The organism is Jeotgalibaca sp. A127, from assembly GCF_052266745.1.
Lineage (GTDB): Bacteria > Bacillota > Bacilli > Lactobacillales > Aerococcaceae > Jeotgalibaca.
Window position 1 is genome coordinate 19,436 of record NZ_JBQPRC010000004.1, and the last position, 24,332, is coordinate 43,767.

Sequence of the window (24,332 nt, forward strand, 5' to 3'; positions counted from 1 at the left end):
GAATTACGATGCCATCAATGTTATACTGCTCATTGTGAGAAATGACAAAGGAGAGTAAACATTGAATAAAAAGTATATAGCATTGTTATCTTCAATGGTCTTGTTATCACCACTAGTAGGCGGGATGCAAGTACAAGCAGGAACATTAGATGAACTTAACAAAGAAAAAAGCCAATTAGAACAAAAGTCTCAGGATGTTCAAAATAAAATCAATGAAAAAGAATCTTCTTTAAAGAACTTAGAAGACGAAAAAGCTAATTTGGAAAGCCGCGTCGCGGAACTACAAAAGAGTATAGATGAATTATTATTGCAACTTGAAAAACAAGAAGCTGAACTACAAAAAATCGAACAAAAGATTACTGAATTACAAGCCAAGATTGAAGAACTTCAAAACATTATTGAACAACGTACAGAGAAGTTGAACAATCAAGCTCGTGTTATTCAAACAGAAGCTAGTATGACGGATATGGTATCTATTGTCATGAATTCTGAATCTTTAACTGATATGGTAGGGAAAATATCTACTGTAAACCGTTTGATTACAGCCAATAAAGATATTGTTACACAGCAAGAAAATGATAAAAAAGAAGTTGAAAATACAAAATCGGCAGTTGAAGACGAAAAAGTTGCTGCTGAAGCGATGAAACAACAAATTATTGTCAGCAAAAATAATGTTGTTTCACAACAAAATGAATTGAATCATCAAATCACGCTTGTATTGGAAAACGTTAAGTTGACCGAAAACGAGAAAAAGAAATTGCAATCTACAAAATCTGATTTAGCCGCACAAACAAGTGAAATCAGTTCAGAAATTGCAGCAGAAGAAAAACGTATCGAACAAGAGCGTATCGCCCGTGAAAAAGCTGAAGCCGATAGATTGGCTCGTGAACAAGCTGAAGCAGCAGCCGCAGCAGCAGCTGCAGAATCCGAAGCAGCAGCAAATATGGTTGCCTCTACTGAACAAGTAGCAGCAGCACCGGCATCTTCTAATTCTGGATCAGGTGGTTTCATTCGTCCAGCATCCGGGTATATCTCTTCACCTTACGGAATGAGATTCCATCCGATTTCTGGAACATACCATTCACACAATGGTATTGACTTCGCAGGTAGTGGTGCAATCGTTGCAGCCCGCGAAGGAACTGTGGAAGTGGCAACTTACAGCCCTTCATGGGGTTATTACGTAGTTGTAAACCACGGTACCATTAATGGTAATAACGTTAAAACATTGTATGCACATATGACTCCGTCATTGATGGTTGCTCCAGGGCAGTATGTCAGCCAAGGACAACAAGTCGGAATCATGGGGACTACTGGCGAATCTACCGGTGTCCACTTGCATCTTGAAGTTTACGAAAATGGTGTTCGCATTAACCCGTTGAATTATTTTTCACTATAATGCATAATATGAAGAGTCATTGTTTTCCATTAGGAACAATGACTCTTTTCTAATTAATGAGGGGGATCCTAAAATGGAGAATATTACCTCTGTAAAAAATCAAAAAATTAAACAGTGGAAAAAATTACATACTACCAAAGGAAGAAAAGAATCGAATCAATACGTAATCGAAGGGGAACATTTATATCTAGAAGCCATTAAAAGTAATGTCAAGCTCAATACCATTATTGTGACCGATAAATTTGTTGACAAACTATCTGCTGACCAAAGAGACGAGGCAATCCTCGTAACCGAAGACATCATGAAGTCTTTGTCACAAACAGAGACTTCGCAAGGTATATTCTGTATCCTTGACATACCTAGACTAGAATTGCCAGATTCTTTCGATGGAAAATATGTCATTCTGGATGGAGTCCAAGATCCCGGGAATGGGGGGACTATTGTAAGAACTGCGGATGCCGCAGGTTTCGATGGTGTCATTTTTGGGAATGGAAGTGTGGACCCTTATAACGATAAAGTGGTGCGCTCGATGCAAGGAAGTCAATTTCATATCCCCATATACCGAGGAAGTATTGCATCCATAATGGATCATTTTGAATATGTTTATGGGACTGCTCTAGATGAAAATGCGAAAGATTTTCGTTCCGTTTCAAAAACAGATAATGTTGCCATCGTGCTAGGAAACGAAGGAAACGGTGTTTCTTCTGAAGTGTTGAGTAAAACTACCCGTAACCTTTATATACCAATTGTCGGTAAAGCAGAGTCTTTGAACGTAGCAATTGCTGGCGGTATACTCATGTACCACTTTGTATAATTGTGAATAATGTTACAATTTGACTAAAAGTAAGTAAAAAGTCTTTTCAAAGTAACATTTTCATGTATAATAAACTTCGAACAAATAAAAGGAGCATGATGAATGGAATTACAGAAATGGGAATTGGACGAAGAATTTGTATCGCATATCAGTGATTTACTAGCGTATGAAGAAGTCCAACAACTTAAAGGTATTACGCAACATTACCATAGCACTCGTTTAGATCACTCTATTTCTGTCGCTTATCGTAGCTTCTGTATTGGCAAAAAATTTAACTGTAATACGCGCGCTATTGCCCGAGCAGGTCTTTTACACGATCTTTTTTATTATGACTGGCGCACAACTAAATTTGACGAGGGTTCACATGCTTACGTTCACCCACGGATTGCTTGTGCGAATGCCGAAAAGCTCACGGAGCTCTCAGATTTAGAAAAAGACATCATCCTCAAACATATGTGGGGTGCGACGGTTGCCATGCCAAAATATAAAGAAAGCTTCGTTGTCACTTTAGTTGATAAGTATTGTGCTTGCGATGAAGCAATTTCTCCAGTTATTGCTAAAGCGAAACTATCGCTTTCAGAAAAATGGAATTTGGTTAAGCAAACGATTGTTGCAAATTCGATTTCTTTCTAAAAACGCGAAAAGTAGGCTAAACTGCCTACTTTTTTAATAAATATTATTCAAGGAAAAGAGGTGAACGCTATGGAAGAAACAATGGAGATGCATTCATGCATTTGTCCGAAATTCGAAAAGACGTTCATGATATTTGGAAAAAAATGGTCAGGTCTAATTATCGAAGTCTTGCTAACGGGTGATCACCGGTTTAAAGAAATTGCTGAGGAAATCCCAGGCGTGAGTGATCGCGTTTTAGTGGAACGATTGAAAGAACTTGAAGACGAAGAAATTGTTGTCCGTAAAGAATTGACAGATGGTCCAATAAGAATTTTATATGGCTTGACCGAAAAAGGGAAAAATTTAGAGAAGGTCATGATTGAAATTCAGGATTGGTCAAATAAATGGATTACAATCTAATCTTGACGTTGAACCGATTTACTGATAAATTGAATGAAATAGTATAAATGCACTGATGGGAACCATCTGCCAGAAAAACGAACTACAGGAAAATTTGCCGTGACTGAGAGCAAATGGACGTGGACGGCAAGATTTTCACTCCTGGAGCAGGCTTTGGGATTTGCAACTGCAATGAATAAAGACCCGGCAGTTTTGTCGTTAACGAATGAAGTGTTGTTCCGGTTTTTCGGGCAAAACAAGGGTGGTACCGCGATATCTCGTCCCTTTTTGGGGATGAGGTATTTTTTTGTGCAAAATTATAGACTGTGAGGGAAAGTTAATGGGATTGAAAGAGCAACTAGAAACACTCCGTTTAGAAGCTTTAAACAAGATTAAAGCTTCAAAGAACTTGAATGAATTAAATAGTTATCGTGTCGCATATTTAGGTAAAAAAGGACCTATCACCGAGGCTTTGCGCGGGATGAAGGATGTGGCTGCTGAAGAGCGTCCCGTCATTGGTGGAATTGCCAATAACGTTCGTGATGATATCGCACAAGCAATTGAAGGTGTTAAAGTCGTTTTAGAAGAACAAGCATTAACAGCACAAATCGAATCAGAAACGATTGATGTTACGTTACCTGGTAAAAAAGTAACCATTGGAACGAAGCATGTTCTGACGCAAATTATGGAAGAAATAGAAGACTTTTTCCTTGGTATGGGTTATCAAGTTATTGACGGCCCGGAAGTGGAATTGGACTCGTATAACTTTGAAAAAATGAATTTGCCTAAAGATCATCCAGCTCGTGATATGCAAGATACATTCTACATTACCGATGAAATATTAATGCGTACACATACTTCACCTGTTCAAGCGCGGACAATGGAAAAACATGACTTTGAAAAAGGGCCTTTGAAAATGATCAGTCCGGGTAAAGTTTATCGCCGAGATAGTGACGATGCGACACACTCCCATCAATTTACTCAAATTGAAGGTTTAGTAGTGGCGGAAAATGTTACTTTAAGTGATTTAAAAGGTACCTTGGATGTATTTGCCAAAAAGCTATTTGGTGAGGAACGCGAAATCCGTCTCCGTCCAAGTTATTTTCCATTTACTGAACCTTCCGTTGAGGTAGACGTAAGTTGCTTTAAATGTGGTGGCAATGGTTGTAATGTATGTAAGGGCAGCGGCTGGATCGAAATCTTAGGTTCCGGACAAGTTCATCCGGATGTTTTAGAAATGTCAGGCGTAGATTCTAATAAATATACCGGCTTCGCTTTCGGTGTAGGAGCAGAGCGTGTGGCTATGTTGAAATATGGAATTGATGATATCCGTCATTTCTATCAAAATGACAAACGGTTCTTAGATCAATTCAAAGCGAAGGAGCAATAATCGATGAAAGTTTCTTATAAATGGTTACAGGAATATCTTGATATAAATGATATTACTGCTGATGAATTAGCTGAAAAAATGTCCCGTACCGGGGTTGAAGTAGATGGTGTGATTAAACCTAGTGAAGGTTTGTCAAAAATTGTTGTGGGATTAACATTAGAAGTCGTTGATCACCCGGATTCAGATCACCTCCATATTTGCCAAGTTGATGTTGGAGCGGACGAACCTATCCAAATCGTTTGTGGTGCGCCAAATATCGCGGCAGGACAAAAGGTAATCGTTGCCTTACATGGGGCGCGCATTGCGGGCAATTATAAAATCAAAAAAGGTAAAATCCGTGGTGAAGTTTCCAACGGGATGATTTGTTCATTAGATGAGCTAGGTTATCCGGAAAGTGTTATTCCGAAGAAATATGCAGATGGCATTTTCGTGCTGCCAGAAGACACAGAAATTGGACTGGATGTAACAACAGTCCTGAATATGGATGATCAAATCCTTGATATTGATATCACTCCTAACCGAGCCGATGCTCTCAGTATGCGTGGTGTTGCCCATGAAGTAGCTGCTATTTACAATAAAAAAGCGACTTTCCAAGTGCCACAATTGCCAGAGCAAACAGGGGACATCAATGACTATATAAGTGTTGAAGTTAGCGATACAAAAGATGCGCCAGCTTACCATATCCAAGTCATAAAAGATGTGAAAATTGCTGAGAGTCCGCTTTGGTTACAAACCAAATTAATGAATGCTGGAATTCGTCCAATAAATAATGTGGTGGATATTACAAATTACATTTTAATTGAGTATGGACAACCTCTACATGCTTTTGATTACGATGAAATCGGATCTAGACAAATCAAAGTGCGTCGTGCCAATGAAGGCGAACTATTCACAACACTGGATGGTGTTGAACGTACACTTGATCAATCTAATATCGTGATTACAAATGGTTCCGAACCGATTGCTTTGGCTGGCGTAATGGGCGGTTTAGATTCAGAAATAACTGATAAAACGGTAAACGTTGCTTTAGAAGCTGCACTATTTGATGCTTTATCAATCCGTAAAACAGGTACAAAATTCAATTTGCGTAGTGAGTCAAGTGCACGATTTGAAAAAGGTATCAATGTTGCAACCATTCAGGAAGCGGGCCACTATGCTGCTCAATTAATGAGTGAATTGGCTGGAGGTACTATCGTTGCGGGTACAGCTTCTGTAGATACTATAAAATCTACTGATGTGACTGTGGCCATTACATTGGAAAAGATAAATCGTACTTTAGGAACCGAAATTCCACTAACTGAAGTAGAAGCTATCTTTGAACAGTTAGGTTTCGGGCATTCAGTTACTGGTGATTTAATTACCGTTTCTGTTCCTCCTAGAAGATGGGATATCAGTATCGAAGCTGATATTATTGAAGAAGTTGCGCGTATTTATGGCTATGATCGTCTGCCGGCAACACTTCCAGTTACAGCAGGTACTCCAGGTAAGTTGACGAATAAACAAAAAGTTGTTCGTCAGTCACGTAATTATTTGGAAGCTGCAGGACTTACACAAAATATCAGTTATGTTTTAACAACCCAAGATAAAGCGAAGGCTTTCACACTTGAAACAGGCGAACCTATTCGTCTAGCCTGGCCGATGAGTGAAGATCGTTCAACACTTCGTATGAATTTACTAGCTAGTTTATTAGAAAATGCCACATATAATGTGGCGAGAAAAAATTCCGATATCCAGTTTTATGAAATAGGTAAGATCTTCCTACCTAACGAAGCGGATGTTCTTCCAATTGAAGCAGAACAAGTAGCTGGGATCTTGACGGGGAATGTGGCAAGTAAAAATTGGCAACAAGAATCTGTTGCGGTTGATTTCTACCACGTTAAAGGCATTTTAGAAGCTTACTTCGAGTCGATGGGCGTTCTTAAAGCAATTCGTTTTGAAGCAAACCGTGATATTGATTGGATGCACCCAGGTCGTACAGCAAATATTATCTTGAATAATGAAGTTATTGGTTATGTCGGACAAGTTTATCCAGGCATTGCATCTGAATATGATTTAAAAGATACTTACGTTTTTGAATTTAATTTAGATGCTGTTCTGAATGTTGATAAAACAATGGTTTCTCAACAACCAATTCCTAAATTCCCAGGAATAAGTCGCGACTTGGCCATTTTGGTTTCTGAAACGGTAACGCATGAAGAAATCAAAGCTGTAATTGAAGCTAAAGCTGGCAAAAACTTGGTAAACGTGCAGTTATTTGATATCTATCAAGGTAAAGGTATTGAAGAGGGTATGAAATCAATGGCTTATTCGTTGGCCTTCCTGAACCCAACAGCTACATTAGTAGATGAGGAAGTTACTTCAGCAGTTGAAACAGTAAAATTAGCGCTTAGTGAAGAGCTAAATGCAACAATAAGATAGTAACAAGTGCCATCCGAACAACATCTCATGTTTGGATGGCTTTTTCTTGTTAATTTACTGAAAACAAGAAGGAAACATGTTAAAATATAAAAGATGTAGCCAAAGGAGGAACGAGAATGAGCGAAGAGAAGCGTCGGTTCAAAACCATCATTGCCGGAAGACCTTATACAATTTTAGCTAATAAACCTGAAGAGCATCTTAAAACGGTTTCGGAAATTGCAAATGATAAAATCACCCAAATAAAAGCTGCCATGCCTGAATTGGATATTGAACAACGATCCGTATTGGTTGCAGTGAATGCTATTTCAGATGCTATCAGTAAGCAAGTAGAAATAAACGAATTGAAACAACGTATTTCAGAATTGGAGAAGGGAAAAACGACACCAAATAAGAGTTCTGTAAGTAAAGTTACGACTCAAGCTTCTAAAGTATTGCAGTCCCAACAAAAACCTGTTCGGGCTGAGAACAGATTGATAACAAAAAAACGTACTGCAACAAAAAGAACAAATACCCCTGGGATGCCAAGTGCGTCAAAAGAAAAGCTATTGAACAGACCAGGTGAAACTGAAAAAAGGTGATATTATGTTAACACTAATAATTTTATTCATTTTATTTATCGGAATTTATGCCGGCATGCGTCGGGGACTGATTCTGCAAGTTGTCCATACAGTGGGCTATGTCATTTCGTTTTTCGTAGCAAAAAATTACTATTTACAATTATCTGAACATTTGGAAATGTTGATACCTTACTCCCAACCTGGAATCGGGGACGAGATGATATATTACAATACTATCGAGAAATTAAATCTTGATATAGCTTTTTATAATGCTTTATCGTTCTTACTTATTATTGCAGTAGGTTGGTTAGTGACTCGCATTATCGGATACATGTTGAATTCTTTAGCTTTTATACCTGTATTGAAACAAGTAAACACGTTGGGTGGAGGAGTTTTAGGTTTTATCATGCAGTATATTGGTATTTTCCTTTCTTTAACATTTTTAACTTTTATTCCTTTTGATTTTATTCAGAATCAACTGAGTGGAAGTGGTTTAGCTAATTGGATAATCCAAAACACACCATTCTTATCTCAAACAATTTATGACTGGTGGATCGGGGTTATTGCAGGTTAATAAAAAAAAGAATCAACCGCAAGAGAGGTGAACGGGTTGAATTCAAAGATTATTAAAACTTTGGAGTTTGATAAAATTAGGCAGCAATTAGCACAGTATGCTGCTACGGAAAATGGTAAGCAAGATTTATTGGTATTGGAACCTTATACAAATTTTGAAGATGTACAACGGAAACAAGATGAATCTGATGATGGACGAAAAGTACTTCGGTTAAAAGGAGGCATTCCTGTTCCTAGGTTGAAGGATATAGGCATGCCTCTGAAACGTCTTCAAATTGGTGGTTCGTTGAATGGTAAAGAAATCGCTCAAATTGGACGTGTCCTCAGTACGACTAAAGATGTCTTGCATTTTTTTGAATGGTTCCACGAACATGAAATTGCGTTTTACCATCTTTATGATATCGTTGAAAAATTAGTAGATTTACCAGAATTAAGAAAAAGAATAAGTGCTTCAGTCTCAGACGATGGTGATATTTTAAGTGATGCGAGTCCAGAACTTAGGCGCATTCGTCAGTCCATCAAAGCGAGCGAAGGAGCAATACGGACAAAACTCGATGATTTAATTCGAAATAAGTCTAATTATCTGAGTGACACTTTGGTAACCATCAGAAATGATCGTTTCGTTTTGCCAGTAAAACAGGAATATCGTAATGCTTTTGGTGGTATCATGCATGACCAAAGTTCCACTGGACAAACAGTCTTCATAGAACCACAAGCTGTTCTTGATTTGAATAACAAACTTAGAACTTTGCGGGCAGATGAGACACGTGAAGAAGAACGTATTCTTTACGAATTATCTGCTTTACTGGAACCGAACATTAATGAGCTTCGTTATAATCATCTTATCTTGACTGATTTGGATATCATGAATGCTAAAGCGCGTTATGCCGACAGCCTCAATGCGACCAAACCTTATTTAAATAAGGATAAGCATATAGCCGTTTGGGCAGCAAGGCACCCTTTGATTGATCAAGATACTGTTGTTGCAAACGACATTTTAATTGGTGAAGAATATCAGGCGCTAATTATTACGGGTCCAAATACAGGTGGTAAAACAATTATTCTTAAAACGCTTGGTCTTATTCAATTAATGGGGCAGGCAGGATTGCAAATTCCAGCTGCAGAAAACAGCCAAATCGGTGTTTTCACTGAAATATTTGCTGATATCGGTGATGAACAATCCATTGAACAAAGCTTGAGTACTTTTTCATCCCATATGACAAATATCGTTTCTTTTCTTGATCAAGCAGATGCAAATTCCTTACTCTTGTTTGATGAATTAGGCTCTGGGACTGACCCACAAGAAGGGGCATCTCTAGCTATTTCCATTCTGGATTATATAGGTGGTAAGGGCAGTTATGTGATGGCAACAACCCATTATCCTGAACTGAAAGTATATGCCTACAATCGTCCTGGAACCATCAATGCGAGTATGGAATTTAACGGAGAGACATTAGCACCGACCTATCGTCTTCAGATTGGTATACCTGGTCGAAGCAATGCCTTCGATATTTCTCGTCGTTTAGGAATCCCCAGTCAAATAATTGAACAAGCTTCCGGCTTCATTCAAGAAGAAAATCAGTCACTGAATGAAATGATTGCTGATTTAGAACAGAAAAGACGCAAAGCTGAACAAGAATCACATCGGTTGCGTCAACAAATTGCAGAATCAGATAAGTTGTTGGAAGAACTGAAAAAAGCCACCGATACGCTAGAATTAACGAAAGCAAAAGAAATTGAGAAAGCAAAAAAAGAAGCGAACCAAATAGTTGATAAGACCAAAGAAGAAGCCGAATTTCTTATGCAGGAAATCAGGGAAATGCAGATGAATGTATCAAAAAATGCCCAAGTCAAAGAACATGAGTTAATTGGCTTGCGCAGTCAGTTCGATAAACTTCATCAAGAAGAAACAATCCCAGATAATAAAGTACTCCGTCGCGAAAAAGAGAAAAAGAAACTTAAACCAGGCGACGAAGTCATTACAGAATCTTATGGCCAACGCGGCATATTGGTAGAAAAAGCAGGAAAAAATCAATGGGTTGTTCAATTGGGAATTATGAAAATGAAACTCCCGGAAGCTGATTTAAGGAAAATTCAACCTGAGCCTGAGAAAGAGACCAAAAGAAAGAAACGTCAGATTGCCACAATTCGCTCGAGTGCAGAAAGCCATGTTGCGACCCAACTTGATTTACGTGGTTTAAGGTATGAAGAGGCGATGCAAGAATTGGATCGTTATCTGGATGCCTCTTTATTAGCCGGATACCCAAACGTTACAATTGTGCATGGTAAAGGGACTGGCGCAATCCGTAAGGGTGTGACTGAGGCTCTTAAGAAGCATCCCCAGGTTAAATCGTTCGCGTTCGCACCACCGAGTTCAGGTGGAGATGGTGCAACAATAGCGGTATTCAAGGGGTAGGCAGATAAGTAGGTTTCAAAAAAATAATTTGATATACTATATATACAAAAAAGCAAACTAAAGGGGTAATTATAATGGTTAAAGAAATTACAGATGCAAATTTTGAAACAGAAACAAAAGATGGCTTAGTTTTGGTAGATTTTTGGGCTACATGGTGTGGTCCATGTCGGATGCAATCACCAATTATCGATGAATTGGATGAAGAGATGGGCGATAAAGTAACATTCGCAAAAATGGACGTGGATGCTAACCCAGAAACACCACAACAATTCGGTATTATGGGAATTCCAACGTTGTTGGTTAAAAAAGATGGCCAAGTCGTTGAAAAATTAGTGGGTTACACACCAAAAGAAAAACTTGAAGAAGTTCTGGAACAATACGCATAATTACAAAAAGAGAAACCGGAGATATTTTCCGGTTTCTCTTTTTTAATGATTCTTGGTTATCTGGAGTTGGTGAAGGAAATGCCCTTCGGCCTGCGTGTTTGCTTGTGTACTGCCGTGGGACCGCCCTGAGCCTGTAGTCACCGGGCTTACAAGCCTCAAAGGGACCGTAGACGCTGAAGCATCAACGGTCCCTACTTTCGCATTGCCTCCTTGACACGGCCACAAGCAATTCCACCGTCCTTCGGGATTTCCGAGAAGAATACCTACCAACACCATAAATAATAGAACCTTTTTAATCTCTAATGACAATTAAATTAACGGTTTTCCCATCCATGATTTCTACTTTTGTTTCACAGCTGTAGCCGCTTAAGTGGGTCATTTGTTCAGCCAAAAATCCAGCCTCCAACTGAAAAGAAGCGGCCGGGTTTAAGAGGCGCGTTTCAATTAAATCACCCATTAATTGGAATGTTTGTTTGTTTTTATCTTTTTTTAAAACTGCCAACTCCCCAAATCCGCAATGAGAAAATGATTCTGTGATATCTTCTTTTTCAGTTAAGAGAAATTGTCGCGCTAACTCCTTCCCACTCCAATATAAAATTTCATCCCTATCATCTCCCAAAATATTGGATAACAGAAAATCTCTAATAAGTATATAAGGGAAATGTGTGGAGTCAATCAGGGCATCCCGATTTTTTGAAGACATATTTATCCTTCTTTCGTAGTTATTAATGGCATTTCTCATAAATTTCATGCATAATTTATTTGTAAGAGTTCTATATGAAAGGTGGTTGTTTGCATGAGAACTTTGAGAAAGTGGATTGGTCTCATCTTGCTTATCCTTCCTGTTATTAAATATATTCAGGACTGGCAAGAAGAATCAAAAAGAATATAGCAAAAGGGTAAAGGCTAGACACGAGGTTGTGTCTAGCCCTTACTATGCTCGCTACGATTAACGCATTCCGTGGATGCGGTTGACTTGCATACTGACGAGGAGCCCATTGCCAGGCTCTGTTATTTTTATTTTTTCATCGATATTCTGAATAATATCATCAACATTTTCTTCTTTACTGACAAGCAATAGAATATCTTTTTCAGGTTCAAGGGCTACGTTGAGGATTCTTTGTTTTTCGTGCAAACCGGAGCCTCGTCCCTTTAACAGGGTACCTGAATGGGAGCCTGTCTCCGTGACCGCCTCAACAGCTTTGCCACTAATTCCACGGTCCATGATCGTTATAATTGCTTGATAACTCAAAGAACCACCTCCAGTTAATATTTCTTTAATTGTATCATATCCAAGCTAAACTGCCGAATATTTGTTATAATATTTACGGTAACTAAAAGTATGGGGACGTTTATTATGAATGAAAAAGCAATAGGATTTCTTGATTCAGGCGTGGGTGGATTAACAGTAGTCAAACAAGCAATGAAACAATTGCCCAATGAATCCATTTACTATATCGGTGATAACGCACGTTGTCCGTATGGACCTAGGCCCGCCGAAGAGATTGTTCAATTTACATGGGAGCTTGTTGAGTTCCTGATGGAAAAAGAAATTAAATTATTAGTAATTGCCTGTAATACGGCGACTGCAGTTGCACTTGATGAGATTAGAAGTAGGGTGGATATTCCTGTGGTTGGTGTTATTTTGCCAGGTAGTCGTGCAGCAATCAAGTATTCAACAAAAAATCGAATCGGTGTTATTGGGACAAAAGGTACTATTGAAAGTAATGTCTATGAAACAACGCTTTTAGCTAAGGATCCCACTATAAAAGTAACGAGTTTAAGTTGTCCAAAGTTTGTACCATTAGTTGAAAGCAACCAATTAGACAGTTCCATCGCAAAAAAAGTGGTGTATGAAAGCTTAGAGCCTTTGGCAAAAGCGAATCTGGATACTTTGATACTTGGCTGTACTCACTATCCTTTACTCAAACATCAAATACAGAATGTAATGGGACCACAAGTGACTCTTGTGGATTCGGGGGCTGAAACAGTATCTGAAGTAAGTACGTTATTGGACTACTACGGAATTTCAGCAAATTACTCAAACCGAGCTGATCGGGAGTATAAATTTTACACAACCGGATCAGAACGACTATTTTCTGAAATTGCGACAGAATGGTTGGAGTTAGATAATATAGAAGTTGAACAAGTGACAGTTTAAAGGGGAGTTATTATTGAAAACAATTATTATTGCAACTAAAAATGCTGGAAAAGCCAAAGACTTTAAAACCTTACTTGAACCAAAAGGTTTTACTATAAAGACATTACTGGATTATCCAGAAATCCCCGAGGTGGAAGAAACAGGCTTTACTTTTGAAGAAAATGCGCGCTTAAAAGCTGAAACTATCTCTTCTTTATTAAATGCCCCCGTCTTGGCTGATGATTCTGGCATTATGATAGATGCCTTGGATGGTCAACCGGGCGTTTTTTCTGCGCGCTTTGCTGGCGAACCAAAAAGTGATGCAGCCAACAATGCAAAAGTTTTAGCCATGCTAGGGGAAATGGGGGAGTCCAATCGCCAAGCACATTTCCATTGTACTTTGGTATTGGCCCATTCTGAAAAGGAAAGTTTGGTGGTAGATGGAACCATCACAGGTCAAATTGCCAATATACCTAAGGGCGAAAATGGATTTGGCTATGATCCCTTATTTTTCTTGCCGGAATTAGGAAAAACTTTCGCTGAATTATCGGACCAAGAGAAAAATACCATTAGTCATCGTGCTCGGGCATTGATGAAATTGAACGAAAAAATAGATGAGTGGTTTGTTTAAGAATTTGGAGGGAAAGGCATGCGGATTTTAGTTGTCAGTGACAGCCACGGAAACAAACAAATACTGAATGAACTTGCTGAAAAATACGGAGACGAAGTGGATGCATTTGTCCATTGTGGGGATTCTGAGTTACCTTCGGATGACCTTATTTGGGAAATGATGGACACCGTTCGGGGCAATTGTGACTATGATGGCGGCTATGATGAATTATTCATAAGTCGTAAGCTCAGCCAACATTATGCTATCGTACATGGACATCGTCACGATGTGAAATGGTCCTTGGAACCGCTGAAAGATTTGGCACGTAAAGCAGAAGTCCCGATCGTTTTTTATGGCCATTCACATATTTTAAAATTCGACTATAAAGACGGCATCTACTTTATTAATCCAGACAGTATCCAATCTCCCAGAGGAGACTTGAGAGAACGAACTTATTGCATTCTCTCAGTTGAATCAAACCGACTTGTCATTGAAGTGTTCAGGCATAATCATGAAAAGCTAGAATCCTTAACCTTTAAAAGCGATAAATTAATCAAATTATAACTGTATTGGAAACGAATTCATCGTATACTTAAGATAAGAAAATTTGAGGAGGGTACCTATGATCAGTGAAGAAGTGAGAAGAATGCTCCTTCAAGATGATGACGGCCAGATTTTCATATCTAGCGAAAATGTCGCAAACTTAAATATAAACAACAATCTTAATCATGCTATGTTAGTATTATCTAAAATTGGCTACAATGCTATTCCGGTATTGGACAACGAATCCCATATTCGAGGATTGGTTTCAATGTCTATGATCATTAATTCAATTATCGGTATTGATGCAATCCGTTTCGAAGAACTTGAAACTATGAAAGTTCAAGACGTTATGGATAAAAATGTTCCGATTGTCGAAGTTTCAGATGAATTGGAAGATATTCTACGAAAATTAATTGATCACAGTTTTTTGTGTTTAGTTAATCAAGAAGGATACTTCAAAGGGATTGTAACAAGAAAAGAAATTCTCAGTCGGGTTAATCATCTCGTTCATGAGATTCATAATCAATACGACTTACAGGAAAAGTCAATTTCCGGAATTCATTAAAAAAATCGCATACACTCGGTGTATGCGATTTTTTTTTATTAGCTTATAAATGTTTGAGTGGGAAGTGAAATACCGGCTTTGCTCAATTCTTCCAAGTATTTCGCCAAAAAATGATCATGAACATTGAATTGCTGGCCATTTAAGGTGTAGAAAGTAACCTTCATTACCATTAAACCATTGACACTATTATTGGGCCCGATATAGCTTGGACCACTCACGATTTCTGAAAAATTAGGCACTAAGCGATCATTGACAGTTTCCAAAATATTACGTACTTTTTCGAAATCAGTATCAGCGGGAAGTTTAACCTCAATTAACGCACGCATATCGTTGCGGGAATTGTTGCTGATAACATCAATGGTGTGATTAGGTAAAAAGTGGTGGGTGCCATCGAAGCCTTGTATCTGCGTGGAACGTAATCCGATTGAGACCACTTTTCCGGAATATTCCCCGATAATTACTGAATCACCAACATCAAATTGATTTTCCAATAAAATAAAAAACCCATTGACGATATCGTTAATAAATGATTGCGCACCTAATCCTATTGCAAGGCCGGCGATTCCAGCACTGGCTAATAATGTTGAAATAGGAATACCAAGAATAGAGAGAATGGTGTATACCAAGAAGAAAGCTAGTACATAAGAGACCGTATTATCAACCATTTTATAGACAGTATTTCTTCGACTGCTTGAAATATCCATTTTATTTCGTTTCGTTTCAAAAGTACGCTTCAACAGAAATTTCACAATTTTCTTTATTAGTAGAAATACAAAAATTGTAAAAAGTAAATAAATCACTTTAGTCATAAACTGGGAGATTATGTTTGACCAATTAATGTTTTGCCACCACTGCATAAAGTAATTGGAGGACTCCACAACAGAATCAAGCGTTTCATCGATAGGGTTGTCTTCTATAAGTGTAGTTAATATTTTCATCCGTTAACATCCTTTATTTTATACTTCAACAAAAAGATTATCATGTTTTCATTTCCTGGTCAAAGGGAGTATGTTTAATCGGTTCTGAAGTGCTTTCAATAGCATTCAATAGTATCTTATGATATTATTTCATTAAGTTAAGTGTTGCAATAATGTATAGTATCTAACACTTTATTGTAGCCAAATAATTAGCAAGGGAGCGTGAATTTATATGAGTTGGGGTGAAATAGCAGGACTTATTGCGGCAATAGCATTTGCAGCATTGGTCATATTTTTAATCCTGGCAATCCGAAAAGCAACAGTTGTTCTCGGCGAGGTTTCAAAAATTGCTGAAGAAGCAAATAAGAGTGTTGCAGTGATTACTAAAGATGTAGACCATCTTTCCATAGAGGTCGAAGGATTGTTAAACAAGGCGAATACATTGGTTGATGATTTGAATGGTAAAATCAGCAAAACTGATCCGCTATTCACAGCGATTGGTGATCTTGGAGTGACAGTATCTGATGTGAATCAATCTACGCGGAACTTGGCAACATCGGTCACTGGAAAAGCACACAAGCTTAAAAAAGAGTCTACTGTCAGCAAGCTGGGAAGAACGGCAACGACGCTAAATCGTCGTCGCAAAGAGAAAAAGAATGCTGAAAGCACCAATATTAATGTCTACTAAACAATAAATTTAATAATGAAGGAGAGAATGAAAAATGGGTAAAAGAGATGGCGGATTTGTATTAGGAGCAATTATCGGGGGAGCTGCTGCAGCAATTACAGCCTTGTTGTTTGCGCCAAAATCTGGAAAAGAACTACGTCAGGATATCACAAATGAATTTGATGATTTAATGGATACAATGTATGACTACAAAGATATCGCAGTTGAAAAAGGCAGCGAGCTTGTAGAAGTTGCTAAAGAAACGACAGATGATATCAAGGTGAGTCTGAAAGATACATCCAGTCATTTGAAAACGCAATATGCTGAAACGAAAGACAAAGTATCAGAAGATTTCCGTAAAGCAAAAACCGAAGTTGATAAATCAGTTGCGGATGTAAAAGAATCTGCTGCTGTAGGGAAAGATGTTGCCACTGAAATTGTTGGAGAAGCAAAAGAAAAAACAGCGAATGAAAAACATCCAACAAATGATTTAGGATAATATATAAAAGAGCTTGAGTGGCACTGCCACACAAGCTCTTTTACTATTATTTGATAAAATCTACGTAAGCACTTATTTCTGTTGGGAAGAACGTAAATGAATGAAATCCGTCTTCGTCGATATAACCGCAATCCTCAATTCTAACACCGACTTCATTTTGAATATAGATGCCTGGTTCAATAGAAAAACACATATTTTTAATGAGTTTCATATCATTTCCGTCCATAATCGAGGGGAATTCATGGACACCTTGGCCTAAGCCATGACCCAAGCGATGGTTAAAATATTTTCCATAGCCTTTATCACTAATAATCTTGCGTGCAACCCCGTCTAACTCCGAAGCTGTCATGGAAAGTGAAGCTTGCTTCATTGCTTCATCATGGGCCTGAAGGACAGTATGATAGACCTCAATTTGCTGTTCTGAAGGTGTTTCACCAAAGAATAGCGTCCGCGTCACATCACTGGCAAAACCTTTGTACATGACACCTAAGTCAAAAAGAACAAACTGATTTTCCTCTAGGCGTCGGTTTCCTGGAGTCCCATGAGGATTTGCGGCATTATCCCCGAATAACACCATAGTATCAAAACTCATGTGACTTATACCTTGTTTTTTTAATTGATACTCAATTTCAGCCACAACTTCCAACTCAGTTACTCCGATTTTTAGAGAACGAGCCCCGATTTTAATTGCTTCATCTGCCCAAAAACCTGCTTCCTGCATTTTTTCGATTTCTTCCGGTGTTTTTTGAATTCGCAGGTTTTCAATTACGGGTGAATAGTCATGATTAAAATGGCTGGAAGGAAATTCTGACATGAGCGCTTCTAATTTAAAGACAGAGAGTTGTTGTTTTTCAATCGCCCATTGTGTGGCGTCAACCTGCATTGATTTAATTATTTGTTTTATAAGTTGCCATGGATTTTCAGTATCCATATAACTGTGGACGGTCATACTTGATACTATTCGTTCAGCACCTTCTTTATCTAAAGCGGGTGTGAAAAGGATAGGGGATGCTTCTTTGAATACCATAAGAGCGAGAATTCTTTCATGAGGTTCACTAAGATATCCAGTCAAAAGATGTATAGTACTTGGGTCATTAAAAAACACTACGTCTATTTGATCTTCTTTCATTTTTTCGGTAATAATATTTAAGTGATTATGCAATTTATTTTCCTCCTTTTTGTGGTATATTATAACATGGAATCAAAATTGTGAAATAAATCTTATCATTTTCATGAAAAAAACATTAAAACGCTTGCATTTATATGAAAATAATGATAAATTTTCATTGGGAATGTAATTATATCTTTATGCAGATGTTAAATAAAAAAACACATTTATAAAAAGGGGAAAAAGGGTATGGAGAAACAAACTATTACAATTTATGACGTTGCCCGTGAAGCAAATGTTTCTATGGCGACTGTCTCACGTGTTGTTAACGGCAATCCAAACGTTAAACCATCAACACGTAAAAAAGTTCTGGAAGTAATCGATCGTCTAGACTACCGTCCAAACGCAGTGGCACGAGGATTGGCTAGTAAGAAAACAACAACAGTAGGGGTTATCATCCCAGATGTTACCAACATGTTCTTTGCATCACTTGCAAGAGGGATTGATGACATTGCTACGATGTACAAGTATAACATCATCCTAGCAAACTCAGATCAAAATGAAAGCAAAGAAATCCAAGTTCTTAATACGTTACTTGCAAAACAAGTTGATGGTATTATCTACATGGGAAATAAAATAACGGATGAACTTCGTGCTGAATTTTCCCGCTCAAAGACACCAGTTGTATTGGCTGGTACAGTTGATCCCGACCAACAAGTAGGAAGTGTTAATATCGATTATATTGATGCGACTGAAAAAGTTATCGGAAAATTAATTGAAAGCAAAAGAAAAAACATTGGATTTGTAACATCACATTTAGCGAATCCTATCAATGCCCAATATCGCTTGAAAGGTTACAAAAATGCACTTCTTTCAGCAGAGATTCCTTTTAACGAAGGCAATGTATTTGAAAGTGACGGTTCAGTGGATGCAGGTGAAGCTTTGGCTACCCAATTACTTGAAAAAGGAATTGATAGTGCTTATGTGACAGATGATGAATTAGCAATTGGTTTGTTAAATGGAATCATCAATGCAGGCGTTAAAGTTCCAGAAGATTTTGAAATTGTTTCAAGTAACAATTCAAAAATCACGGATATGGCGCGTCCTAAATTGAGCTCTATCATGTTACCACTTTATGATATCGGTGCCGTAGCAATGCGTTTACTGACAAAAATCATGAACAAAGAAGAAGTTGACGAAAAAACAATAACGTTACCATACAAAGTTGTTTATCGTGGAACAACACTTACAGAAGAAGATTAGCAAAAAAACCGTATTCCCAACATTGGGAATACGGTTTTTTTAATTGTTGTTATTTTCAGTTTTTTCTTTCTCTTCTTTTTTCTTAGCTTCCTCTTCCGCCTTCTTCTTGGCTTCTTCTTCCGCCTTTTTCTTTGCCGCCTCATCCTGTTTCTTCTTATCAGCAGAGGCCAATTGTTCTGTTTTTTTCTTGGCTTCCTCTTCCGCTTTTTTCTTAGCTGCAGCTTCCGCATCACTTAATCTTTTCTCTTCCGCGTTCCAGAAAGCCAATTTAATATCAACATCTGTTGCACCAGGTGAGAAATTATAAGTAGGAGCTTTTGGTAGATTTGTTTCCTTGAATAAATCTGTTCGTTTCGCTCCATCAACAGTAACGGTTTTATTTGTTCCCGGGATAGTTACTTTACCCGGAAGAGTACCCGTACTTGCGACGACGGATTTTTCTACGATACCACCAGGACGTTGATGTACCTGGTCTGTACCAAAAGTTTCTGGACTAACAGCATTAACTTTATTGGCTATTAAGGCCCAGTATTTCATGTTATTAACCGATGGCCACCCCGTAAAGTATGGGTCATAGAAAATGTGCTCTTCAAATTTATTATTGTATCCAACCCAAGAACTTAAAGTAACTGTTGGAGTACTTCCGATAAACCAATAATCTTTATTAGCATCAGAAGTACCGGTCTTGGCTGCCAAATCGGAACTAAAATCCAGATAATTATTAATTTGTTTGGAGAAACCAAGATCGACCACATCACGTAGGATATCTAACGTCAAGTAAGCAGTTTGATCTGAGAAAACTTCTCTTGATTCATGTTCATGTTCATAAATGATATTTCCATTAGCATCCTCGATTTTTTCGATTAAGTAATGGGGAATATAATCACCATGGTTTGCAAAAGTAGCAAATCCATTTGTTTGTTCCGCTATGGTAACATCTGTCGCACCTAAAGAGAAAGACTTATAGCCTTTTTCGTTATCAATATTTTCATAATCCATCATATCCATGTATTTATATGGCTCCATGCCATTGTTAAGCATCTCAATATAAAGTTTACCTGTTGGATTATTCATTGATTGGTATAAAGCTTCTCGGGCAGTGACTAATTTATTTGAGATAACATTACCTATATTTGCAACATACCATATACTGCCATCTGCTTCCCTAGCTTCTTCACCCATTGGCGTATCAGGCAGCATTGAAGCGGGTGAAATTAAATTCATTTCAATCGCTGGAGCATACACAGCTAAAGGTTTGATAGTTGAAGCAGGGGAACGTGGGGCATCAAAAGCATGGTCTACTTGGTCAACTGAAAAGTCAACACCGCCAATAAACCCTAGCACCCGTCCCGTTGTGTTTTCAAGTAATACACTACCTGATTGAGCCAATTCAATTTGCTCTTTCGTTTCTCCTGTTTCTTCATCTACATAAGTATCAATATATTCTTCTCCTAGATTCGGAGCATATTCAGCTGCTGCTTCTTGCATCGCATTATAAATGTCTTTGTCGATAGTAGAATAGACTTTCAAACCAGCCGTTTCTAGGTAATCTTGATTTCTAAAATAGTACTCATTATATAAATCAACATCTGCATCGACTTCTTCAAAACTCAAACCATTTTTTTCAGCCTCGACAGCCATTAAAGTTTCAATCGTTTGCTTCTCTACTTGTTGGTAAAGGAAGTTATGATTATCTAAATTGCTATCTTGTTCGAGAACGAAATCTGCTGCAATGTCATAGGTCATTGCAGAGTCATATTCTTCTTTTGTGATTGTTTGCTCTTCAAACATCCGTGTCAGAACTGTTTTCATCCGGTCAATACCAGCTGAATTATCTTCATATAATTCACCGGTATTTGTGTATGGGGTATAGATATATGGATTCTGCGGTAAACCTACTAGAAAGGCAGCTTGTGGTAAGTTCACCTCATTAGCATGAACACCAAAAATTCCGAGCGCTGCTTCTTCAATACCAGCGACGTTTGAACCGGCGCTATTACGTCCAAAAGGAGAAACATTCAAGTAGGCTGTCAAAATTTCGTCTTTATCAAAATAATTTTCCAATCGCATCGCCAACAACATTTCATTTACCTTACGCGAAAAGGTGACTTCGCTTGTAAGTAATTGTTGCTTAACGAGTTGTTGCGTGATTGTTGATCCACCAGTTGTTGCACCCACACCCGTTACTTCCGTGATGAGAGCTCTTAGAACAGCTTTGGGAACAATCCCATTATGCTCATGAAAGTATTCATCCTCCGTCGAAATCAACCCATCAATTATATAAGGTGAAATTTGATCGTGTTGGATAACCGTACGTTGAATATCTGTACGCACTTCAGAAATCCTGTCACCATTGCTGTAATGAAGACTGGAAACTAATTCTACGTTTCCGATTGCCTGTGACATCACTGTGCGATCTGGCGGAGTTTCTGTATCAACCAATGAGGCAAATAATCCCAAGCCCACACCGGCACCCAGAAAACCTAGAAGTGCAATAATCAGTGCAATTGAAATCATAATCGTTTTTACCACACCGTAAGTAACATTAAAACCGAATGCACCTTTAGATGCAATCATATGTAAATTCTTGTTTGACTTGAGTTGCTTATACGTATCTTTTAAAAATAGCGAAGTACTGACATATAACTTTTTCGAGAATGCAGAAACTTGTTTTGAAATTGCGTCAAACTGGTTCCCGTTCGAATTATTCATTTTATCCCTCTCTCTAATATCCATAGTCTCGAACAATTATACCAAAAATTGGAGCATGTATCTATTTTGTGGCTTGATAGATATAAAAAAGAAACCAGACTGTAATATAACTGGTTTCTTTTCGATTTAATTTGTAAGTTCAACACTCTCAATTGTCTCGCCAATTTTCGCTAAGCGGTCTTCGACTTCACTTGCCGATAAATGATGACCCAAAACATATCTATTTCTAGGAGATACGCGACATTCGTGTGAACAACCCCGTAAGTATTTATGTTCGTTTTCCTCCGAAGAAAGGAATTGACGATTACAATCTGGGTTTCCGCAGTTAACATAACGTTCGCAAGGAGAACCATCAAACCAATCTTTACCTACCACAACATGTTCTTTGCGGTTAATGTCAACAGCGATGCGCTCGTCAAAAACATACATCTTGCCATCCCAAAGCTCGCCTTGAACCTCTGGATCTTTTCCATAAGTAGCAATCCCACCATGTAATTGGCCGACATCATTAAAACCTTCTTTAACTAACCAACCGGAGAATTTCTCGCAACGGATTCCTCCAGTACAATAGGTTACGACACGTTTATCCATGAATTGTTCTTTGTTATCACGAATCCATTGTGGGAGTTCACGGAAATTACGGATGTCAGGTCTAACCGCTCCACGGAAATGACCTAAGTCGTATTCGTAGTCATTTCGTGCATCGATAACTACTGTGTTTTCATCCAGGATTGCTTCTTTAAATTCTTGCGGTGATAGGTAATCGCCGGTTACTTGATTAGGATTTAAATCATCCTCTCCCAATTGTAGAGAAACAATTTCAGGACGGTAACGGACAAACATTTTTTTGAAAGCATGTCCATCTGCCTCATCAATTTTCCACATAATGTCATTAAATCGTGTATCTTCGTTCATAAGGGCGATATAGGCATCTGTTTGTTCGATTGTTCCTGACAAAGTCCCATTGATGCCTTCCTCTGATACCAAAATACGACCTTTCAAACCTAGTTTTTTGCATACTTCTAAATGTTCTTTAGAAAATGTTTCTGCATTTTCAATTTCTACATATTTATAAAATAGTAGGACACGAAAATCTCCTGCCATGATAATTCCTCCAATAATTTTTACTTTTACTCTTTATTATAGTCCTAATAGTTATTTGTGGCTACATAAAAGCTCACATGTTAGACTTTTAAACAAAAGGGGGGATAGTGTGAAAAAATGTCTCGTCATTATTAATCCATCATCCGGAAAAGCAGACTTCCATAAATTTTTAAATATTTTAACTGAAAAATTGAATCAACAATATTTTCCGGTCGAGATAGCTTACACAAAAGGAAAAGGAGATGCAACCCAATTTGCGAAAGATACCACTGCAGATATTATTGTGTCAGTTGGTGGAGATGGGACCGTCCGAGAAGTAGTAAATGGCATGATGCAAAATGAGAACATGGCTACCTTAGGTATTGTACCTGCTGGGACTGTTAACGACTTGGCTCGTTCTTTGGATATTCCCCTAGATCCTAATGAAGCCATTAACATATTAGGACAGAATAGTATTCAAAAAATTGATGTCGGATCAGTGAATACTTCTTACTTTATCTCGTTGATTGCACTTGGAGGCATTCCCCAGGCTATTCATGATGTAACTTCACAGGCTAAAAATAAATGGGGAAGGGGAGCATACTTTATGAACGGTGTTCGGTATGCTTTTAAACAACAAAGTTTTCCCTATAAAATCCAGTTGGATAATCAGGAATTTGAAGGGGAAACCTCCTTATTAGTCATATCTTTGCGAAATTCTGTAGCTGGAATGGAGAAGTTTTTTAAAGATTCAAAACCCAATGACGGTAAGCTGCATATCATGTTCTTTCCTATTTTTAAGCTAATAAAAGCCGGTTTCTTTGTCGCACAAATACTAGCGGGCAAAATTCACCAGAATCCGCAAATAAATATTTTTTCGTTTTCAGAGGCTAAAATCGAAGTCCCAGAAAATTCGAGCATCAACATTGATGGCGAAAAAGAGCAAGGAGGTAGCCTGGTTATTAAAATATTTCCCAAGGTTTTACCCGTGATTGTAAAAAAATAAAGATTCAATCATTTATGGTGTTGGCCAGTATTCTTCTCGGGAATCCTGTAAGGCATTTCCTTCAACAAACACCAATTAACCTACATAAAGAGGAGCAGGGAGATAACTCCCTGCTCCTTATCTATTACGAATAATTCAACACAAACGTGCTCAAAAAGACAGCCCCGACGCCACTTTGTCCTGGTTATTGCTGCTTCAGCAGCTTACAAACATGATACACTTGGCGTCAGCCGACAGTGCCCCCATAATAATGCTCAG

The 24,332-nt window shown here is 38.1% G+C and carries 23 protein-coding genes and 1 pseudogene; 18 read left to right on the forward strand and 6 right to left on the reverse strand.

Annotated features, from left to right (window positions below; translation table 11 throughout):
* Positions 1 to 61: 61 nt before the first annotated feature.
* The 10 genes from ACTVAI_RS05665 to trxA all read left to right on the forward strand — a co-directional run bounded on the left by ACTVAI_RS05665 (position 62) and on the right by trxA (position 10,961).
* Positions 62 to 1,396: a murein hydrolase activator EnvC family protein gene (locus ACTVAI_RS05665; protein WP_443473038.1), complete on the forward strand. Its 1,335-nt coding sequence runs from the start codon at positions 62 to 64 to the stop codon at positions 1,394 to 1,396.
* A 73-nt stretch (positions 1,397 to 1,469) separates the two neighbouring features.
* Positions 1,470 to 2,210: a TrmH family RNA methyltransferase gene (locus ACTVAI_RS05670; RefSeq protein ID WP_443473039.1), complete on the forward strand. Its 741-nt coding sequence runs from the start codon at positions 1,470 to 1,472 to the stop codon at positions 2,208 to 2,210.
* A gap of 102 nt (positions 2,211 to 2,312) precedes the next feature.
* The gene (locus ACTVAI_RS05675; protein WP_443473040.1) at positions 2,313 to 2,843 is read left to right on the forward strand and encodes an HD domain-containing protein; all 531 of its coding nucleotides are present in this window, start codon (positions 2,313 to 2,315) and stop codon (positions 2,841 to 2,843) included.
* A gap of 69 nt (positions 2,844 to 2,912) precedes the next feature.
* The gene (locus tag ACTVAI_RS05680) at positions 2,913 to 3,242 is read left to right on the forward strand and encodes a winged helix-turn-helix transcriptional regulator (RefSeq protein ID WP_443473041.1); all 330 of its coding nucleotides are present in this window, start codon (positions 2,913 to 2,915) and stop codon (positions 3,240 to 3,242) included.
* A gap of 319 nt (positions 3,243 to 3,561) precedes the next feature.
* Positions 3,562 to 4,611, forward strand: a complete 1,050-nt coding sequence (pheS, locus tag ACTVAI_RS05685; protein ID WP_443473042.1) for a phenylalanine--tRNA ligase subunit alpha — start codon at positions 3,562 to 3,564, stop codon at positions 4,609 to 4,611.
* A gap of 3 nt (positions 4,612 to 4,614) precedes the next feature.
* A complete protein-coding gene (pheT, locus tag ACTVAI_RS05690; protein ID WP_443473043.1) occupies positions 4,615 to 7,029 on the forward strand; it encodes a phenylalanine--tRNA ligase subunit beta in 2,415 nt (804 codons plus the stop codon).
* Positions 7,030 to 7,145: 116 nt separating this feature from the next.
* A complete protein-coding gene (locus tag ACTVAI_RS05695; protein ID WP_443486132.1) occupies positions 7,146 to 7,607 on the forward strand; it encodes a cell division protein ZapA in 462 nt (153 codons plus the stop codon).
* Between the two features lie 4 nt (positions 7,608 to 7,611).
* Positions 7,612 to 8,160 (forward strand): CvpA family protein, encoded by a 549-nt coding sequence (locus ACTVAI_RS05700; RefSeq protein WP_443473045.1) that lies wholly within the window; start codon positions 7,612 to 7,614, stop codon positions 8,158 to 8,160.
* A 36-nt stretch (positions 8,161 to 8,196) separates the two neighbouring features.
* A complete protein-coding gene (locus tag ACTVAI_RS05705) occupies positions 8,197 to 10,575 on the forward strand; it encodes an endonuclease MutS2 (RefSeq protein WP_443473046.1) in 2,379 nt (792 codons plus the stop codon).
* 74 nt (positions 10,576 to 10,649) lie between these two features.
* Positions 10,650 to 10,961: a thioredoxin gene (gene trxA, locus ACTVAI_RS05710; protein ID WP_443473047.1), complete on the forward strand. Its 312-nt coding sequence runs from the start codon at positions 10,650 to 10,652 to the stop codon at positions 10,959 to 10,961.
* 292 nt (positions 10,962 to 11,253) lie between these two features.
* Here the strand turns inward: trxA and ACTVAI_RS05715 are convergent, their stop codons facing one another.
* Both ACTVAI_RS05715 and ACTVAI_RS05720 read right to left on the reverse strand, forming a co-directional pair.
* Positions 11,254 to 11,664: a DUF2507 domain-containing protein gene (locus ACTVAI_RS05715; protein WP_443473048.1), complete on the reverse strand. Its 411-nt coding sequence runs from the start codon at positions 11,662 to 11,664 to the stop codon at positions 11,254 to 11,256.
* A 246-nt stretch (positions 11,665 to 11,910) separates the two neighbouring features.
* The gene (locus ACTVAI_RS05720; RefSeq protein WP_443473049.1) at positions 11,911 to 12,213 is read right to left on the reverse strand and encodes a hypothetical protein; all 303 of its coding nucleotides are present in this window, start codon (positions 12,211 to 12,213) and stop codon (positions 11,911 to 11,913) included.
* Between the two features lie 90 nt (positions 12,214 to 12,303).
* Here ACTVAI_RS05720 and racE point away from each other — a divergent pair, with 90 nt between their 5' ends.
* The 4 genes and pseudogenes from racE (at position 12,304) to cbpB (ending at position 14,819) form a co-directional block, all read left to right on the forward strand.
* Entirely contained in the window at positions 12,304 to 13,122 is an 819-nt protein-coding gene (gene racE / locus ACTVAI_RS05725) for a glutamate racemase (protein WP_443473050.1), read from the forward strand.
* A gap of 16 nt (positions 13,123 to 13,138) precedes the next feature.
* Positions 13,139 to 13,732, forward strand: a pseudogene (locus ACTVAI_RS05730) (XTP/dITP diphosphatase); the annotation flags it as partial.
* An 18-nt stretch (positions 13,733 to 13,750) separates the two neighbouring features.
* Positions 13,751 to 14,275, forward strand: a complete 525-nt coding sequence (locus ACTVAI_RS05735) for a YfcE family phosphodiesterase (RefSeq protein WP_443486133.1) — start codon at positions 13,751 to 13,753, stop codon at positions 14,273 to 14,275.
* Positions 14,276 to 14,333: 58 nt separating this feature from the next.
* The gene (gene cbpB / locus ACTVAI_RS05740; protein ID WP_443473052.1) at positions 14,334 to 14,819 is read left to right on the forward strand and encodes a cyclic-di-AMP-binding protein CbpB; all 486 of its coding nucleotides are present in this window, start codon (positions 14,334 to 14,336) and stop codon (positions 14,817 to 14,819) included.
* A 38-nt stretch (positions 14,820 to 14,857) separates the two neighbouring features.
* On the opposite strand, the gene ACTVAI_RS05745 is transcribed toward cbpB, so the two are convergent.
* A complete protein-coding gene (locus tag ACTVAI_RS05745) occupies positions 14,858 to 15,757 on the reverse strand; it encodes a mechanosensitive ion channel family protein (protein WP_443486134.1) in 900 nt (299 codons plus the stop codon).
* Between the two features lie 211 nt (positions 15,758 to 15,968).
* On the opposite strand from ACTVAI_RS05745, the gene ACTVAI_RS05750 reads away from it, so the two are divergent.
* Entirely contained in the window at positions 15,969 to 16,424 is a 456-nt protein-coding gene (locus tag ACTVAI_RS05750) for a DUF948 domain-containing protein (RefSeq protein WP_443473054.1), read from the forward strand.
* A gap of 34 nt (positions 16,425 to 16,458) precedes the next feature.
* Complete coding sequence (locus ACTVAI_RS05755; protein WP_443473055.1) at positions 16,459 to 16,902, forward strand: YtxH domain-containing protein; 444 nt, start codon at positions 16,459 to 16,461, stop codon at positions 16,900 to 16,902.
* Positions 16,903 to 16,948: 46 nt separating this feature from the next.
* Here ACTVAI_RS05755 and ACTVAI_RS05760 read toward each other — a convergent pair whose 3' ends face one another.
* Positions 16,949 to 18,031 (reverse strand): aminopeptidase P family protein, encoded by a 1,083-nt coding sequence (locus ACTVAI_RS05760; RefSeq protein ID WP_443486227.1) that lies wholly within the window; start codon positions 18,029 to 18,031, stop codon positions 16,949 to 16,951.
* Positions 18,032 to 18,259: 228 nt separating this feature from the next.
* Here ACTVAI_RS05760 and ccpA point away from each other — a divergent pair, with 228 nt between their 5' ends.
* Positions 18,260 to 19,273, forward strand: coding sequence for a catabolite control protein A (gene ccpA / locus ACTVAI_RS05765; RefSeq protein WP_443486135.1), 1,014 nt, complete (start codon positions 18,260 to 18,262; stop codon positions 19,271 to 19,273).
* A gap of 39 nt (positions 19,274 to 19,312) precedes the next feature.
* On the opposite strand, the gene ACTVAI_RS05770 is transcribed toward ccpA, so the two are convergent.
* Together ACTVAI_RS05770 and trhO are read right to left on the reverse strand one after the other, a co-directional pair.
* Positions 19,313 to 21,985, reverse strand: a complete 2,673-nt coding sequence (locus ACTVAI_RS05770; RefSeq protein ID WP_443486136.1) for a transglycosylase domain-containing protein — start codon at positions 21,983 to 21,985, stop codon at positions 19,313 to 19,315.
* Positions 21,986 to 22,111: 126 nt separating this feature from the next.
* The gene (trhO, locus tag ACTVAI_RS05775) at positions 22,112 to 23,089 is read right to left on the reverse strand and encodes an oxygen-dependent tRNA uridine(34) hydroxylase TrhO (protein WP_443473058.1); all 978 of its coding nucleotides are present in this window, start codon (positions 23,087 to 23,089) and stop codon (positions 22,112 to 22,114) included.
* A 109-nt stretch (positions 23,090 to 23,198) separates the two neighbouring features.
* On the opposite strand from trhO, the gene ACTVAI_RS05780 reads away from it, so the two are divergent.
* Entirely contained in the window at positions 23,199 to 24,074 is an 876-nt protein-coding gene (locus ACTVAI_RS05780) for a diacylglycerol/lipid kinase family protein (protein WP_443473059.1), read from the forward strand.
* The last annotated feature ends 258 nt before the right edge of the window (positions 24,075 to 24,332 follow it).

Coding starts and splice junctions, on each gene's coding strand:
- ACTVAI_RS05755 (WP_443473055.1), top strand. CDS start 16,459: ATGGGTAAAAGAGATGGCGGATTTGTATTAGGAGCAATTATCGGGGGA.
- trhO (WP_443473058.1), bottom strand. CDS start 23,089: ATGGCAGGAGATTTTCGTGTCCTACTATTTTATAAATATGTAGAAATT.
- ccpA (WP_443486135.1), top strand. CDS start 18,260: ATGGAGAAACAAACTATTACAATTTATGACGTTGCCCGTGAAGCAAAT.
- ACTVAI_RS05745 (WP_443486134.1), bottom strand. CDS start 15,757: ATGAAAATATTAACTACACTTATAGAAGACAACCCTATCGATGAAACG.
- ACTVAI_RS05760 (WP_443486227.1), bottom strand. CDS start 18,031: ATGAAAGAAGATCAAATAGACGTAGTGTTTTTTAATGACCCAAGTACT.
- trxA (WP_443473047.1), top strand. CDS start 10,650: ATGGTTAAAGAAATTACAGATGCAAATTTTGAAACAGAAACAAAAGAT.
- ACTVAI_RS05695 (WP_443486132.1), top strand. CDS start 7,146: ATGAGCGAAGAGAAGCGTCGGTTCAAAACCATCATTGCCGGAAGACCT.
- ACTVAI_RS05735 (WP_443486133.1), top strand. CDS start 13,751: ATGCGGATTTTAGTTGTCAGTGACAGCCACGGAAACAAACAAATACTG.
- pheT (WP_443473043.1), top strand. CDS start 4,615: ATGAAAGTTTCTTATAAATGGTTACAGGAATATCTTGATATAAATGAT.
- ACTVAI_RS05670 (WP_443473039.1), top strand. CDS start 1,470: ATGGAGAATATTACCTCTGTAAAAAATCAAAAAATTAAACAGTGGAAA.
- cbpB (WP_443473052.1), top strand. CDS start 14,334: ATGATCAGTGAAGAAGTGAGAAGAATGCTCCTTCAAGATGATGACGGC.
- ACTVAI_RS05700 (WP_443473045.1), top strand. CDS start 7,612: ATGTTAACACTAATAATTTTATTCATTTTATTTATCGGAATTTATGCC.
- ACTVAI_RS05750 (WP_443473054.1), top strand. CDS start 15,969: ATGAGTTGGGGTGAAATAGCAGGACTTATTGCGGCAATAGCATTTGCA.
- ACTVAI_RS05770 (WP_443486136.1), bottom strand. CDS start 21,985: ATGAATAATTCGAACGGGAACCAGTTTGACGCAATTTCAAAACAAGTT.
- ACTVAI_RS05680 (WP_443473041.1), top strand. CDS start 2,913: ATGGAAGAAACAATGGAGATGCATTCATGCATTTGTCCGAAATTCGAA.
- ACTVAI_RS05675 (WP_443473040.1), top strand. CDS start 2,313: ATGGAATTACAGAAATGGGAATTGGACGAAGAATTTGTATCGCATATC.
- ACTVAI_RS05715 (WP_443473048.1), bottom strand. CDS start 11,664: ATGTCTTCAAAAAATCGGGATGCCCTGATTGACTCCACACATTTCCCT.
- pheS (WP_443473042.1), top strand. CDS start 3,562: ATGGGATTGAAAGAGCAACTAGAAACACTCCGTTTAGAAGCTTTAAAC.
- racE (WP_443473050.1), top strand. CDS start 12,304: ATGGGGACGTTTATTATGAATGAAAAAGCAATAGGATTTCTTGATTCA.